We start from the raw sequence: 14,187 nt of genomic DNA, 5'->3' as shown, positions 1-14,187 counted from the left end.
AGAGTGGACACCGTGGACGCGTCACAAAAGCCGAGGATCCATCGCAAGCGGCCCCTCGAGTACGTCTCCTGGGCGGTGTTCATTCTCCTGGCGGCCGGCCTGGCTTACTCGCTCACCACCAACCCGAACTATCAGTGGAACGTGGTCGCTCAGTACTTCACGTCCGAGTCCATCCTCCGGGGCCTGGGACTCACGCTGGTCCTGACCGCTGTGTCCATGCTGCTGGGGACGCTCATCGGCCTGCTCGTCGCAGTGATGCGTGCATCCTCGATCCGTCCCATCATGCTCGCCGCATCCGCCTACATCACGTTCTTCCGAGGCACGCCCGTGCTGGTCCAGTTGATCTTCTGGTTCAACCTGGCCGCGTTGTATCCGCACCTGGCGATCGGGATCCCGTTCACGAATGTTTCGCAGACGATCGACGTGAACCAGATCATGAGCGCCACCACGGCGGCGATCATCGGCCTCTCCCTCAATGAGGCCGCCTACATGGCTGAGATCATCCGCGGCGGGTTCACCTCGGTGGGGAAGGGGCAGCTCGAAGCCGCCGACTCACTCGGGATGAGCGGGATGACGAAGCTGCGGAAGATCATCATTCCGCAAGCCATGCCGGCGATCATTCCAGCCACCGGCAATCAGGTGATCGGGATGTTCAAGGAGACATCGCTGGTCAGCGTGCTGGGGGTGGCGGAGCTCTTGGAGAGCGCCCAGCTGATCTACGCGCGGACCTACCAGACCATCCCCCTCCTGATCGTCGCCTGCCTGTGGTACCTGGCGATGACGCTCCTGTTGAGCTACCCGCAGTCTCTGATCGAGAAGCGGTACTCGCGGTCCACCGCTGCGATCGGGCGAACGATCATGCCGACGGAGCCTGCCCAGATTGGTGAAGGAAAATGAGTGAACTCGGCACCGTCCACGTGCGCGCGCTTCGCAAGTGCTTCGGCGAAAGAACAGTGCTTCAGTGCATCGATCTGGATGTCGCGTCCGGCGAGATCTGCTGCATCATCGGCCCGAGCGGTTCGGGAAAGTCGACGCTGCTGCGCTGTATCGATGGGCTCGAATCCATCGACTCCGGTGTCCTCCGCGTCAATGGTGAGGATCTCGGATATTACGAGACCCCGAACGCGTATCACGCGCTCAACCCGAAGCAGGTCGCACGACAGCGGACGCAGATGGGAGTCGTCTTCCAGCAGTTCAACCTGTTCCCGAACATGACGGCGGCCGAGAACGTCATGTCCGGCCCCGTGCTGGTCAAGGGAGCCAGTAAGAAGGAATCCCGCGTTCGGGCCACGGAGCTTCTCGCCAGTGTGGGGCTCAGGGGACTCGAGGGACACTATCCGTCGCAGCTCTCCGGCGGCCAGCAGCAGCGGGTCGCGATCGCGCGGGCTCTCGCGATGGATCCGAGCGTCATGCTGTTCGACGAGCCGACGAGTGCTCTCGACCCCGAGTGGGTCGGCGAAGTGCTGGCCGTGATGCAAGACCTCGCAGAGCGCGGTATGACGATGCTGATCGCCACCCACGAGATGGGATTCGCTCGTGAGGTCGCCGACACCCTGATCTTCATGGACGGCGGGGTCGTCGTCGAGCGGGGCGACGCGCGCGAGGTGATCACGAATCCCAAGGAGCCGCGAACGAAGCAGTTCCTGAGGATGGTGCTGTAGTGAACGACGGACAGCTCGCGGTCGTCGGCGTGGGCAGCATCGGGAGCATGGCACTGTGGCAGGCTTCCCAGCTCTCGCAGTCCGTCGTGGGGTTCGAGGCGGAAAGCCCGGGCCATCCGCGGAGCGCGGTAGGCGGCGACACGAGGTTGTTCCGCATGACCTACCGGGGCGAGAACAACTACTACCCGATCCTTCAGCGCGCGCGTGCCCTGTGGAGCGAGCTTGAAGCGGAGTCGTCGCAGAACATCCTGACGCGGTGCGGTGGGCTCTCCATCGGCTCACCGGACGAGCTGTACATCCCGCAGCTCCTCGAATCGATCCGGCGCACCGGCGCGCCGCACGAGATCCTCGACCGGGACCAGATGGCGCAGCGGTATCCGCAGCACAACCTCCGGGAGGGGGAGTGCGCGGTCTTCGACGCTGAAGCGGGCTTCCTCCGCACCGATCGCGCTGTCCTCGCCGCCCTCGATGTCGCCCAGGCCAACGGTGCGACGGTCCTGCGCCACACCGCTGTGGACGAAATCCGCGAAGTCGCGGACGGAGTGGTGGTGAGCTCGGGGACGTCGTCGTGGACGTTCGATCGGGTGATCGTCGCCGGTGGCGGATGGTCGACGACCCTGCTTCCGGACGGATTACGCCAGTGGGTGCGTCCTCGCCGTTCCTATCTCTCCTGGTTCGCGGCGCGCGATGCCACGCAGTTCGTTCCCGAACGCTTCCCCATCTTCATCCGGATCTCCGGCGATCGATCCCTTTACGGGGCTCCGACCGTGGACAGCGTGACGGTCAAAGCCACGCTCGACGGGCGCAGCTCCCCGACCGCGGATGCCGCCTCGGTGCCGAGGGAGCTCACGCCTGAGGAGATCGCCGAGACGACGGACACGGTCGCCGAGTTCCTGCCCGGCCTGATCCCCGACATCGTCCGGTCGGACGCCTATCCGGATCTCTTCTCGGAGGACGACGCGGCCCTCCTGGGGACTGTGAGCTCCAGCCCGCGCATCTATTACGCGACAGGCTTCTCCGGCACCGGCTTCAAGATGTCGTCGGCGTTCGGCGCGATGGCTGCCCGGGAGGCTCTGTCCGGGTCCGAAGAGCCCGGCTTCGACTTCCTCCGGCCGGATCGGTTCCTGAGTCGGACAGGGGTCGGCCAGGAGAGAGGGCTGTGATGAGCGCCGCCCCGGAGCGCAGGGTCGCTCTCGTCACGGGTGGCAATCGGGGCATCGGACGGGAGATCGCCCGGCAGCTCTGCGCGCGTGGACTCCACGTCATCGTGGGGGCCAGGAGCGCGTCCGACGGTGACAACTCGGCGCGCGGTCTCGAGGAGCTGGGATTCAGTAGTTCAGCGGTCGAGCTGGATGTGACCGAGCCGGATTCGATCCGCCAGGCCGTTCGTGCGACCGTCGGCGAGTTCGGCCGGATCGATGTGCTGGTGAACAACGCCGGCATCGCGATCGATGGTCCAGGCCATCGGCCTTCAGAGCCGGATTTCGACACGATCGGAACGACTCTGGAGACCAACCTGGTCGGCGCGTGGGCCTGTGCGGGCGCCGTGGCACCTCACATGCGCGCCGCCGGCTACGGGCGGATCGTCAACATGTCGAGCACCATGGCCTCCCTGGAGTTGACCGCCGACAGCGAGTCTCCGGCCTATCGCATCTCCAAAGCAGCGCTGAACATGTTGACCGTGGTCCTTGCAGCCGACTTGCGCGAAGCCGGCATCCTCGTCAACGCGGCCTCGCCCGGATACACCCGGACCCGGATGAGCCCGAACGCGACGAGAACAGTGGAGTCGGGAGCCGACACCCCCGTCTGGCTGGCCACCCTGCCCGCGGACGGCCCCTCTGGGGGCTACTTCTACGACCGCTCACCGCTGCCCTGGTGACGGATCCTTTCGAGCGCACACGATGGAGCACGAAGAGCATGCCGAACGCTGACGTACTGAAGGACATCGAGACGCCTGCCGTCGTGATCGACCTCGACGTCGTGGATGCGAACATCCAGCGGATGCAGGCGGCCATCGGCAGCAGGGGCGTCGGCCTTCGCCCGCACGTGAAATCCCATAAGTCGGTGAACCTCGCGCGACGCCAGCTGGAGGCTGGAGCTGTCGGGATCACGGTCTCGAGCGTCGGGGAGGCGGAAGTATTCGCCGAGGCGGGCGTCGACGACATCTTTCTGGCCTATACGATCTGGGCCGGCTCGGCGCGTCGTGCTGAGCGGATTCTGAACCTTCACGAGCGGGTGCGGTCCTTTTCCGTCGGGGTGGATTCGGCAGCGGGAGCAGAACAGCTGGCCGCTGCGACCCGACCCTCGCAGCGGGCGTTGCGCGTGCTCGTGGAGATCGACAGCGGGGCGCACCGCACCGGAGTGCGCCCGGAGGACGCCGGCGCCCTCGCGGCCGAATGCCTGCGTCTCGGTCTCGACGTCGCCGGCATCTTCACGTACGCCGGCCATGCCGGGAGATCGAAAGAAGCACGCGTCAACGGCGCGGCAGACGAGATCGATGCCGCCGAACGTGCCATCGCCTCTTTTACGGCGAAGGGCATCCCGGTAAGAACGGTCAGTGCAGGCTCCACTCCGACAGCGCTCTTCTCCGCACAGGCGCCGGTCACGGAGTCACGGCCCGGTGAGTACATCTTCAACGACGCCGACAACCTGCGCCTCGGCACGTGCGAGAGTCTCGCGGATGTCGGCCTTCACGTCGCCACCACGGTGGTCAGTACCGCCGTCGACGGCCAAGTGATCATCGACGCGGGAACAAAGACCCTCGGCAGGGAGGGCAACGTCGATAAGGGATTCGGACTGGTTCCCTCGCTCCCCGGAAGCTCCCTCCGGCTGCTCAACGAGCACCACGGATACCTCTCGATCCCCGACGGCGTGAAGCGCCCTGCGGTGGGCGACGTCCTGACCGTTGTGCCGAACCACGCCTGCCCGGTGGCCAATCTCTTCGATGAGTACATCGTGATCGCAGATGGTGCCCCAGTGGATCGATGGCCCGTGGACGCGCGGGGCCACCTCTCGTGAACGCGGTAACCCCAACACGATCGGAAGCGGAAGATTGACGAAATTCATTCCTCACATCGAAGGTGTGCAGCCGGGCCACGATTCCTATTCCCAGGTCGTGGAGGCCGGCCAGCTGGTCTTCCTCGCCGGTCAGGTCGGCAGCGTGGGTGGGAGACCGGAGACCTACCCCGTCGATTTCGCGGCGGAGGTGCGTGCTGCCTTCGCCAGCGCTGCCGACCTGCTCTCCGCGGTCGGGCTCGGACTGGAGTCCGTGGTGAGGTGCGTCATCTACCTCACCGACTTCGCGGACTTCCCCGAGATGGACCGGATCTTCCGCGAACTCTTCCCCACCGACCCGCCTGTTCGCGCCACCGTCGGCGTAGACGCCTTGGCTCGTGACTGCCGATTCGAAGTGGAGATCACGGCAAGCCGTCCCGGGGAGCCGGGTCCCGACTCGGGACAGCGGCGTGCAACGCGAAGCACGGGAGAAGCATGACGACACGTGAAGCGGACGTAGCGATCGTCGGTGTCGGCTCGATGGGAAGCATGGCGAGCTGGCAACTCGCCTCCCGCGGCCTTCGGGTCATCGGAGTCGACCGGTTCTCGATCCCGGGCCCCTTTTCCGCCTACGCCGGGGAGTCGCGCATCTTCCGCAAGGTGTACGTGGAAGGAGCGCACTACACACCCATCCTGCAGCGGGCACAGGATCTGTGGCGTGAGCTGGAGAAGGTCAGCGGGACCCGGCTGCTCAACCCGACCGGTGCCGTCACGATCTATGACGAGCACAATCCGGCGCTGGCCTCGCTGATGGCGGCCGCGGACGAGCGTGGACTCTCGCACGAGCTCCTCCGGGGAGAAGACGCCAGAGCACGCTATCCCGAGCATGTCATCCGCGACGGGGATGTCACGGTGTTCGATCCCGAAGGAGGCTGGCTGAACTCAGAACGGGCCGTGACTGCCGCCCTCATGGAGGCTTCACGGCTGGGCGCCACGTTCCTGGGAGGCCGGAAGGCGCACAGTGTCGAGGCGTACGGCGACCGGTACATCGTCCGGACCGATCACGAAGAAATCATCGCCTCCCGCGTGCTCGTCTCCCCGGGGAACGGTGGGCGAGCAGTGTGCACGGAACTCGGCGTTCACCTCTCCGTTCTGCCGCAGGTGCTGACCTGGTTCCCTGCTGTGGACCCGGCTGCATTCTGCAGGGAGGACATGCCCGTCTTCCTCCGGAGGGCGGAGGAAGCCGGGCGGTCCGACAGAGCCCAGTTCTACGGGTTCCCGAGCGCTGACGGCTGGACCGTGAAAGTCGTCGCGAGCATGTTCCTGGATGAGGTCGAGTCGATGGAAGAGCCTCCGGCGTGGGATCCCCGACATCTGGACACCATCCGGGCATGGGTCGGAGAATTCCTTCCCGGACTCATTCCGGACCCCGTGAGGGTCGCCACCTGCGCGGACGGTCATTCACCGGACGCGACCGGACTGGTCGGCGCAGTGCCCGGAATGGAGGGTGTCGTCGTCGCGGCCGGCTTCTCCGGCCACGGCTTCAAGATGGCCTCTGCCCTGGGAGCGATCGCGGCCGACCTCCTCCTGGACGGGACAACGGCCACCGACATCGGTTTCATGAATCCCGCCCGATTCCTCGGAGCAGACACGCGACTCCGGTCGCTGGCTCTGAGCTGAGAGAAGTACGGGGTCCGGGCCCCCAAGCGTTCAACAGACTGCACCCCCTCCCGAGAACACGAGATAACGAAAGCGGACACATCATGACAGACACGAACTTCCGGCCGAAATACATCTCCTTCGATGTCTACGGCACCCTGATCAACTGGGACACGGACCCCACCACCCGCCGCCTCCTCGCAGGCCGCCTGCCGGAAGAGCAGTGGCCCACATTCAAGAAGGTGTTCCGCGGGTACCGGTACGACGAGGTCTGTGGCGACTACAAACCGTACGAGCAGATCCTGCAGAATTCGTTCGACCGGGTGTGCGCGTTCTTCGGGATCGGGCCGACACCGGGCGCGGGCGCCGAGTTCGCAGAGGCTGTACGCAGCTGGGGTGCCCACGATGACGTGCCGGCTCCGCTGAAGCTCATGGGCGACAACTACAAGCTGGTCGCTCTGTCGAATGCGGACGACAGCTTCCTCGACATCAGCATCCCGAGGCTCGGCGCGCAGTTCCACGCCGTGTTCACCGCGGAGCAGGCCCAGGCCTACAAGCCGCGCTACCAGGCCTTCGAGTACATGCTCGACACCTTGAACGCCAAGCCGGAGGACTTCCTGCACATCTCCTCGCACACGAGGTACGACCACATGCCGATGCACGACATGGGCTTCAGGAACCTGGTCCTGCTGGACCGCGCGTGTGATCCCATCACCCCGGGCTACGACTACGTCACCCTGAACTCCCTAGACGAGGTCAACAAGCGCCTCGGTCTCTGAGGCGCACTCGACCCGGGAGTCTGAAGGAGATTCGAACGGATCGCGTTCGAATCTCCTTCAGTACTGCCATTCGAAGGAGATTCGACACCCGATCTCCTTCGCAAACGTGGCCCGACGGCTACAGCGGGGATCGGCGGCCACACCGCCTCACCCCGCGTTCACAACCCATCGGGGAAATACAATTGGCGCACTCGAGCCGCACGGCGGTCGGAGTGCCCCACTCAAGCGAAGACCGCTGACAACCGCACTGCACACCACTTTCGAATGGATACGCATGACTCAGCCTCCGACCATCGCTCTCTTCACTGGTGACAGCATCACCGATGCCGGGAGGCGAACCGACCCTCGTGGACAACTCGGCGCCGGATACGTCCGACGGATCTCTGAGATGGCAGAAGCGGCCGCGGCTCCGCTCCGGGTGGTCAACACCGGCGTCGGAGGCGACCGGACCACGGAGCTTATTGCGCGCTGGTCGACCGACGTGATCGAGTGCCGGCCCGAGGTCCTCACCGTTCTCGTGGGTGTGAACGACATGTGGCGCCGGTATGACGCGTCGACCCCGACGTCTCCCGAGCAGTTCGAGGCGAACTACCGGCTCTTGCTCGATCGGGTGCGCAACGAGCTCGACCTCCAGCAGCTGGTCCTCATGGACCCGTTCGTCGTGCCGATCAGCGCGGATCAAGCCCACTGGTTCGAGGAGGACCTGAAGGCGAAGGTCGAGATCGTCAACGACCTCGCCACGCAATGGGACGCTGTCCACATTCCTCTCCACGAACTGTTCACCGCGAAAGCCGAGGAGTCCGGTCCTCACTCCGTGGTCGAGGATGGCGTGCATCCCACCGCCGATGGCCATGACCTCATCGCCCAGGCGTGGTGGCGATCCGTCGGACCGCGTTTCGCCTGACCGGGCTCAGCCGGAGGCGAGGGTGCGGAACCCGATCCATCCCCAGTAGACCCGGTGATGGGTGATCCGTCCGTCGGCGATGTCCATGACTTCGATCAGGTCGACCTGGTCGCCGTCAGGCGTCTCGCGCGGATACTCCCAGACGAGTTGCCGGCCGTTGGAGAAGAACAGCCCGGTCCGGTACCAACGGCCGAGACCATTCTCCGGTGCGTCGAATCCTCTGGCGAAGAAGTCACGGATGCTCGCGCGGCCGCGGAGCACCCCTGACCCCCTGTCGGCCGACGTCGCCCACACGAGCGGGCTCTCGAAGACGGCGTCCTCGGCGTAGAGGGAGGCCACGAGGTCGATGTCCTTGGTGGTGACGGCAGTGTGCCATTGCTCGTAGATGCGGGTCGTCTCCCCGCGGTCGTCGGTCACGGGTTCAACCTACCGGTGGCATCGGAGCACGTGTTCAGCGCGGCATCGGTGAAGATCCGATAGCCATCACGGCTGTCGTAGCCGTGGATCTCGCGGGTGTCGAGCGCATCCATATAGTCGAGAATCCGTTCTGTGATGAGTTGCCCGGGAACGAGGACCGGAAACCCGGGTGGGTAGGGGGTGACGAATCCCGCGGAGACGACGTCATGCCCGGCAGCGACCACCTTTCGAATGCCGACGCTGCTCAGGTGGGTGGTCGCTTCGGACCGGTACGCGAGGTAGAAGGCGGAGCGTACGTCTCCGATACGCCCGTCGGGGGAGAACGCCGGATGAAAGGCGCTGAAGTGCGGCAGCGCTGGAGTCTCGTTGCCGCGCCTCTGCGATCCTGAGGATTCTGCGCCGACGCCGCGCTGGTCGAGGTCTTCGGCGATCTTCACGAGCACCTCTATCAGGTACGCCACCGAGCTACGGCTGGTGCCGATGTTGGTCATCAGGAGGACGCTGCTCCGACTGGTCTTGTTGACCTGGATGCGATGCTGATCCATCAGGTAATGGTGCTTGAATGCGTCGCCGTCGATGCCCGTCGCGGAGATGTCGAGGGTGAGCCTGCTCGGGTCGATGACGAACTCGTCCTTCGCCCAGCGCTGGTCCCACCCGGCCAGGCCATCCTTGAGGGGGGCGTGACGGTGTCCTGAGGGTGCCGGCGGAAGCAGGTCGGGCTCGGCGAGGATGCGGAAGTAGCGGCGCAGAAGCGGGTGACGGGCAACGGTGCGGCGGATGGTGTTCGCAAGATCGACCTGCCGTTGGATCAGCGGGTACCCCTCGAGCTCCGCCTGGCGGCGTCCGATGTCCAGCGACGCAAGGATCTGGTAGTTGGGCGATGTGGAGGTGTGGGTCATGAACGCTTCCCGGAACGCGTCGGCGGTGCGCGTTTCGAAGTCCTGGTCGAAGATGTGGATCATCGAGCCTTGGCGAAGCGATGTCAGGGTCTTGTGGGTCGACTGCGTGGAGTACACCCGTATCCGGGCCCGTGCCGGATCCGGGTGGGTGCGATCGGCGTCCGCTTGTCTCCGGCCGATGTAGTCCGGGTCGGCGAATGAACGCTTCAGTTCCTGCGCCGCGTGCATCGCCGTCCTCTGCCGGTACACCGGATGAAACCGGGCGAATCCGAACCAGGCTTCATCCCACAGGAAGACCAGGTCGGGTTTGATGGCCAGACATGCCTCCATCACCCTGCGGGGGTCGTAGACGATGCCGTCGAACGTGCAGTTGGTGAGCGCGAGCATCGTGACCCGATCGAGCAGGCCGTCGTCCCGAAGCCGCCGGAGCTGCTCGGTGATCGCATCCGTCGCAACGGCGCCGTAGAGGGAGTGGGCACCGATCGAGTACGCCTCGAGATAGATCACGTGGGCGCCGGCGAGGACGAGGCCGTAGTGGTGGGACTTATGGCAGTTCCGGTCGACGAGGACGATATCTCCCGGCGCGATCACGGCTTGATGGACCACTTTGTTCGCCGTGGATGTGCCGTTGGTGACGAAGAAGGTGTGGCGGCTGCCGAACGCGCTACTGGCCCGCGATTGGGCGTCCCGGATGGACCCGTGAGGATCCAGGAGCGAATCCAGGCCGCCGGAGGTCGCCGATGTCTCAGCGAGGAGGAGGTTCATGCCGTAGAACTCCTCGAAATCGTTGATCCAGGGGGAGTTCCGCACCGATCCCGCGCGGGAGATCGGCATCGCGTGGAAGACGCCGCCGGGTTGGCGGGCGTAGTCCTGAAGGGCGGTGAAGAACGGGGTGCGATAGCGCTCCGCGATTCCACCGAGCAACGACAGGTGCAGGTCCAACGCGTCGGTCCTCGCGAAGATGCGCCGGAACTGTCCGTTGAGGGCGCCGGCAAGCGTTTCGAGAGCAGCGCCGGCGAGCAGGTAGAGGTCGATTTCGGGTCGCAGACACGCGATGGCAGCGGCGAGTGAGACGATTCGGTCGATCGGAGGTTGGTCGTCGCTGCACCGATCGGGGAGCCGGTGGCGCACGAAGTCTCTGAGCGAGGTCGACAGCCGCTGTTCGCTGCTGCTGGCGAAGCGAGGCGTGAGGATGCACGCCTGGATCGATGGGTTGATGATGAGGGCGACGAGGGCGTCTTCGGCCGTGCCGACGAAGTTCAATCGGTACGTGAAGGTGTCGCTCGGTCGTTGTTCCGACTCCAGCGCATCGACGAGTTTGCGGCGCTCCGCACTGGGTCCGCTGTCCAGTACCAGGACCTCGAACGGTAGTGCGCTCTGTGCGGGACCATCGTCGGGTTCCTTCGCATCGGAGAGCGCGTCCTGGTGGTGCCCGCGGCTGCTGCGCATGCTTTCGCCGAATTCTTCGACGCGGGCCACTGCTGCCGGGTACCTCCCGTTGGTGACGTCGTCGGCGAGTTCCCGCACGAACTGTTCCCCGGGGATCGCCCAGTACGGCTCGATCGCCTGGAGGAGTTCCACGTCGCGGCGCGCTTGGCCCGGCAGGCCGGTACCGGCGCCGGCCGCGTGCGTGTTCGCGAGTTGGGCGAGTACGTAGCCCAGGTGCTCCCAGGTGTCACGTCGGATGCGCCAGGCGCTTTCCGGGGTGCCGATCGGCGCCGAGATCGTGGCGATGGGTGTCGGAGTGGCAGGGTGGGATGTCACGGGTCTCTTTCGCGACGCTTGCGCGTTCACGCCAGCGTGGCGAGCTGGAGGCCGCTGGTGACGGCCTCTCCAGGCTCGACGAGGAGTTGCGCCAAGATCGCGTCGCGCGGTGCGAAGACCTGAGCCTCCATTTTCATCGCCTCGACGACCGCGACTGCTTCGCCTTGCGCCACATGGTCGCCTCGCTGCGCCAGCCACTTCACGAGCGACCCCGAGAGGGGCGCGCGAATGGCGTCGTCCGCGGCGTCTGCGGGGGGTTCGGCGGGTCTGGGTCCGGACGGATCGGCTGACTGGCTTCCCAGCGCCACGAGGTCCGCCGGCACGGTGATGGTGTGTTGACGTCCGTCGACCTCGATGGTGAACCGCCGGCGGGCGGACGCTTCGGCCGGCTTGCCGTGATAGTCGGGGGAGGCGGGCAGCCGGTCGGCGAAGTCCGTCTCGATCCAGCGGGTGTGGACGCGGAACTCGGTGGTCGCGGTGAAGTCGTCTCCCTCGAGGACTTTGCGGTGGAAGGGCAGCACGGTGGCGACGCCTTCGATCTGGAATTCGTCGAGGGCACGGCGGGCGCGGCGGATGGCTTCGGTGCGGTCCTTCCCTGTGACGATGAGCTTGGCGATGAGCGAGTCGAACTGTGGGACGACGATCGATCCGGTGGTCACGCCGGAGTCGACGCGGATGCCGGGGCCCGTGGGGACCTGGAAGAGGTCGATGCGTCCCGGCGACGGCAGGAAGCCCCGGCCGACATCTTCGGCATTGATCCGGAATTCGAGGCTGTGCCCGACCGGGGTGGGATGCTCGGTGACGGAAATCCGTTCGCCGGCCGCGATCCGGAACTGTTCGTGCACCAGGTCGAGTCCAGAGGTTTCCTCGGTGACGGGGTGTTCGACCTGCAGCCGGGTGTTCACTTCCAGGAAGGAGATCAGGCCGTCGGCGCTGACCAGGAACTCGACGGTCCCGGCGCCGACGTATCCCACGTCCTGTGCGATCGCGACCGCCGCGTCCACGAGCCGTGCTCGCTGATCCGGTGTCAAGAACGGGGCGGGCGCCTCCTCGATGAGCTTCTGGTGGCGTCGTTGCATGGAACAGTCCCGCGTTCCCGCGACGATGACGGTGCCATGACGGTCGGCGAGGATCTGCGCTTCGACATGGCGCGGGCGGTCGAGGTAGCGTTCGACGAAACACTCGCCCCGTCCGAACGCCGCCTCGGCCTCGCGGACGGCGGAGTCGAACGCTTCCGTCACCTCGTCCGCATGGTGAACGACTTTGAGGCCGCGACCACCGCCTCCGAACGCGGCTTTGATGGCGATGGGGAGCCCGTGCTCTTCCGCGAACCTGAGCGCGGAGGCGGCGTCGGGGACGGGGCCATCGCTGCCGGCGACCAGGGGTGCACCGACGCGGGCTGCGACCTCGCGGGCCGTGACCTTGTTGCCGAGAATACGGATGGTGGCCGGGTCCGGGCCGATCCAGGTGAGACCCGCGGAGAGCACCGCTTCGGCGAAGTCGGCGTTCTCGGACAGGAATCCGTATCCCGGGTGAACGGCGTCCGCCCCCGACCGTTCAGCGATCCGGATGAGCTTCTGGATGCTGAGGTAGGTGTCTGCCGGGCGGGTGCCGTCGAGTGCGTATGCCTCGTCGGCGAGGGCGACGTGAAGCGAATAGATGTCTTGATCGGCATACACGGCGACGGAGCCGATGCCCGTGTCCGCGCACGCGCGAGCGACGCGGACGGCGATTTCGCCCCGGTTTGCGATCAGGACTTTACGGAAGCGGGTCATCGGATACCTCTTCGTGATGGGGTGGGCGTGAATCGGATCCCGCCTCCGAACGGGATCTGGGCTGCACGGTCGAGGTCCACGTCGGCGACTGCGGCGATGACCGGGTAACCGCCGGTGATGGGATGATCGGCATGGAACAGGACAGGGAGCCCGGACGGGGGGACCTGGATGGCGCCGACGATGGTGCCCTGGCTGGCCATTTCACCCTGACGGGCTCGTTTCAGAGGAGTGCCGGACAGGCGCGACCCGACGCGGTTGGATGCAGGGGTCACCGTCCAGACGGTGTCGTAGAACCGGTCGAGCTGTTCGGCGTCGAACCAGTCGGCGTCCGGACCCGGAACGACACGCAGGGTCGTGGTCTCCGCGCCCGGCATGGTCGGTGGATGTTCGGGGTCGCCGACGACAGCGCCGACGGGTGCGGTGTCGACCTGACAGTGGTGTCCGGGGCCGAGCGGAGGAGGGCCGAGCCCGGAGAGCGTGTCTGTCGAGGAGCTCCCGAGCTGGGTGTCGACGCGGAATCCTCCCCGGGCCGCCACGTAGGCGAGCCGGCCTCGGACGGCGGTGCCGAGAATCAGGTGATCGCCTTCGCGGAGGGCGAAGGGAGTGTCGTTGCCGGGTTCCCAGTCTCCTCGAGCAGACCGGATCGCGAGGGGAACCTCGGCGCCGGTGACGACGAGCACCTCGTCGGATTCTGCGACCAGGTGGAGGCCGCCGATCGCGGTCTCGATGACCGTCGCCGTCGGGGGATTGCCGACCAACCGGTTGGCGCGGGCCGCGGAGGCGCGGTCTGCCGCGCCCGACCCGGACACCCCCAGATGAGCGAACCCGGTGCGGCCGCGATCCTGATAGAGGCTTTGCATGCCCGGGGCGACGACCTGCAGCCCCGGCCGGGCAGGGGTCTGCCCTGCGGTGGCGCTGCGAGCCGTGTCCGAATCCGGAACGGCCGTGGTTCTGACAGTGGCCGTGGGCCGGCATGCGCGGAATCGAACCGGGGTGCCGGTCGTGATCAGCGCGGGTTCAGGGCGGCTGAGGTCCCAGACGACGGTGTCTGTTCGACCGATCAGCTGCCATCCGCCGGGCGAGGGATGAGGATACACGGTGGAGTAGTCGTCGGCGAGGGCGACGGAGCCGGCCGGCACCACCGTGCGCGGCGTGTCCCGGCGGGGGATCCCAGCCAACAGCGGGCGGGTGGAGACGTTGCGGAGGTAGGCGAACCCGGGGGCGAAGCCGAGGAACGCTGCTTCCCACTGCTGGGTGGTGTGTGCCGCGATCAGCGCTTCGACGCTCATGTCGAGCAAGGCGGCGAGCTCGGGAAGGTCTTCACCGTCGTAGACC

Annotated in this window: 13 protein-coding genes; 9 read left to right on the top strand and 4 right to left on the bottom strand. The window is 66.2% G+C overall.

Features of this window, described 5'->3' with window-relative positions; translation table 11 throughout:
• From ACPYOG_RS15835 to ACPYOG_RS15795, 9 genes are all read left to right on the top strand, one after another.
• Positions 1 to 897: amino acid ABC transporter permease (locus tag ACPYOG_RS15835; RefSeq protein ID WP_481295135.1), on the top strand; the 897-nt coding region annotated here is incomplete at its 5' end.
• Positions 894 to 1,661, top strand: a complete 768-nt coding sequence (locus tag ACPYOG_RS15830; protein WP_481295134.1) for an amino acid ABC transporter ATP-binding protein — start codon at positions 894 to 896, stop codon at positions 1,659 to 1,661. The genes ACPYOG_RS15835 and ACPYOG_RS15830, both read left to right, overlap by 4 nt.
• Complete coding sequence (gene solA, locus ACPYOG_RS15825; protein WP_481295133.1) at positions 1,661 to 2,824, top strand: N-methyl-L-tryptophan oxidase; 1,164 nt, start codon at positions 1,661 to 1,663, stop codon at positions 2,822 to 2,824. Before ACPYOG_RS15830 ends, solA (ACPYOG_RS15825) begins: the two co-directional genes overlap by 1 nt.
• The gene (locus ACPYOG_RS15820) at positions 2,824 to 3,540 is read left to right on the top strand and encodes an SDR family oxidoreductase (protein ID WP_481295132.1); all 717 of its coding nucleotides are present in this window, start codon (positions 2,824 to 2,826) and stop codon (positions 3,538 to 3,540) included. Before solA (ACPYOG_RS15825) ends, ACPYOG_RS15820 begins: the two co-directional genes overlap by 1 nt.
• Positions 3,541 to 3,578: 38 nt before the next feature.
• Positions 3,579 to 4,679, top strand: coding sequence for an alanine racemase (locus ACPYOG_RS15815; protein ID WP_481295131.1), 1,101 nt, complete (start codon positions 3,579 to 3,581; stop codon positions 4,677 to 4,679).
• A 64-nt stretch (positions 4,680 to 4,743) separates the two neighbouring features.
• Positions 4,744 to 5,154: a RidA family protein gene (locus ACPYOG_RS15810; protein WP_481295130.1), complete on the top strand. Its 411-nt coding sequence runs from the start codon at positions 4,744 to 4,746 to the stop codon at positions 5,152 to 5,154.
• Entirely contained in the window at positions 5,151 to 6,335 is a 1,185-nt protein-coding gene (gene solA / locus ACPYOG_RS15805) for an N-methyl-L-tryptophan oxidase (RefSeq protein WP_481295129.1), read from the top strand. The genes ACPYOG_RS15810 and solA (ACPYOG_RS15805) overlap by 4 nt, the downstream gene beginning before the upstream one ends.
• A gap of 83 nt (positions 6,336 to 6,418) precedes the next feature.
• Positions 6,419 to 7,093, top strand: coding sequence for a haloacid dehalogenase type II (locus ACPYOG_RS15800; protein WP_481295128.1), 675 nt, complete (start codon positions 6,419 to 6,421; stop codon positions 7,091 to 7,093).
• A 274-nt stretch (positions 7,094 to 7,367) separates the two neighbouring features.
• Positions 7,368 to 7,997, top strand: a complete 630-nt coding sequence (locus ACPYOG_RS15795; RefSeq protein ID WP_481295127.1) for an SGNH/GDSL hydrolase family protein — start codon at positions 7,368 to 7,370, stop codon at positions 7,995 to 7,997.
• A gap of 6 nt (positions 7,998 to 8,003) precedes the next feature.
• Here ACPYOG_RS15795 and ACPYOG_RS15790 read toward each other — a convergent pair whose 3' ends face one another.
• From ACPYOG_RS15790 to ACPYOG_RS15775, 4 genes are all read right to left on the bottom strand, one after another.
• Entirely contained in the window at positions 8,004 to 8,414 is a 411-nt protein-coding gene (locus ACPYOG_RS15790) for a nuclear transport factor 2 family protein (RefSeq protein WP_481295126.1), read from the bottom strand.
• Positions 8,411 to 11,077, bottom strand: coding sequence for an aminotransferase class I/II-fold pyridoxal phosphate-dependent enzyme (locus ACPYOG_RS15785; protein WP_481295125.1), 2,667 nt, complete (start codon positions 11,075 to 11,077; stop codon positions 8,411 to 8,413). Before ACPYOG_RS15785 ends, ACPYOG_RS15790 begins: the two co-directional genes overlap by 4 nt.
• 26 nt (positions 11,078 to 11,103) lie before the next feature.
• Complete coding sequence (locus ACPYOG_RS15780) at positions 11,104 to 12,852, bottom strand: acetyl/propionyl/methylcrotonyl-CoA carboxylase subunit alpha (RefSeq protein ID WP_481295124.1); 1,749 nt, start codon at positions 12,850 to 12,852, stop codon at positions 11,104 to 11,106.
• Positions 12,849 to 14,187 (bottom strand): 5-oxoprolinase subunit B/C family protein (locus tag ACPYOG_RS15775; protein WP_481295123.1); only part of this gene is annotated, 1,339 nt, incomplete at its 5' end. The genes ACPYOG_RS15780 and ACPYOG_RS15775, both read right to left, overlap by 4 nt.

The sequence above is a fragment of the Leifsonia sp. HAY1-4F genome (assembly GCF_056755275.1).
The sequence above is the reverse complement of the archived record's forward strand: the minus strand, read 5'-3'. Positions and strand labels throughout refer to the sequence as shown.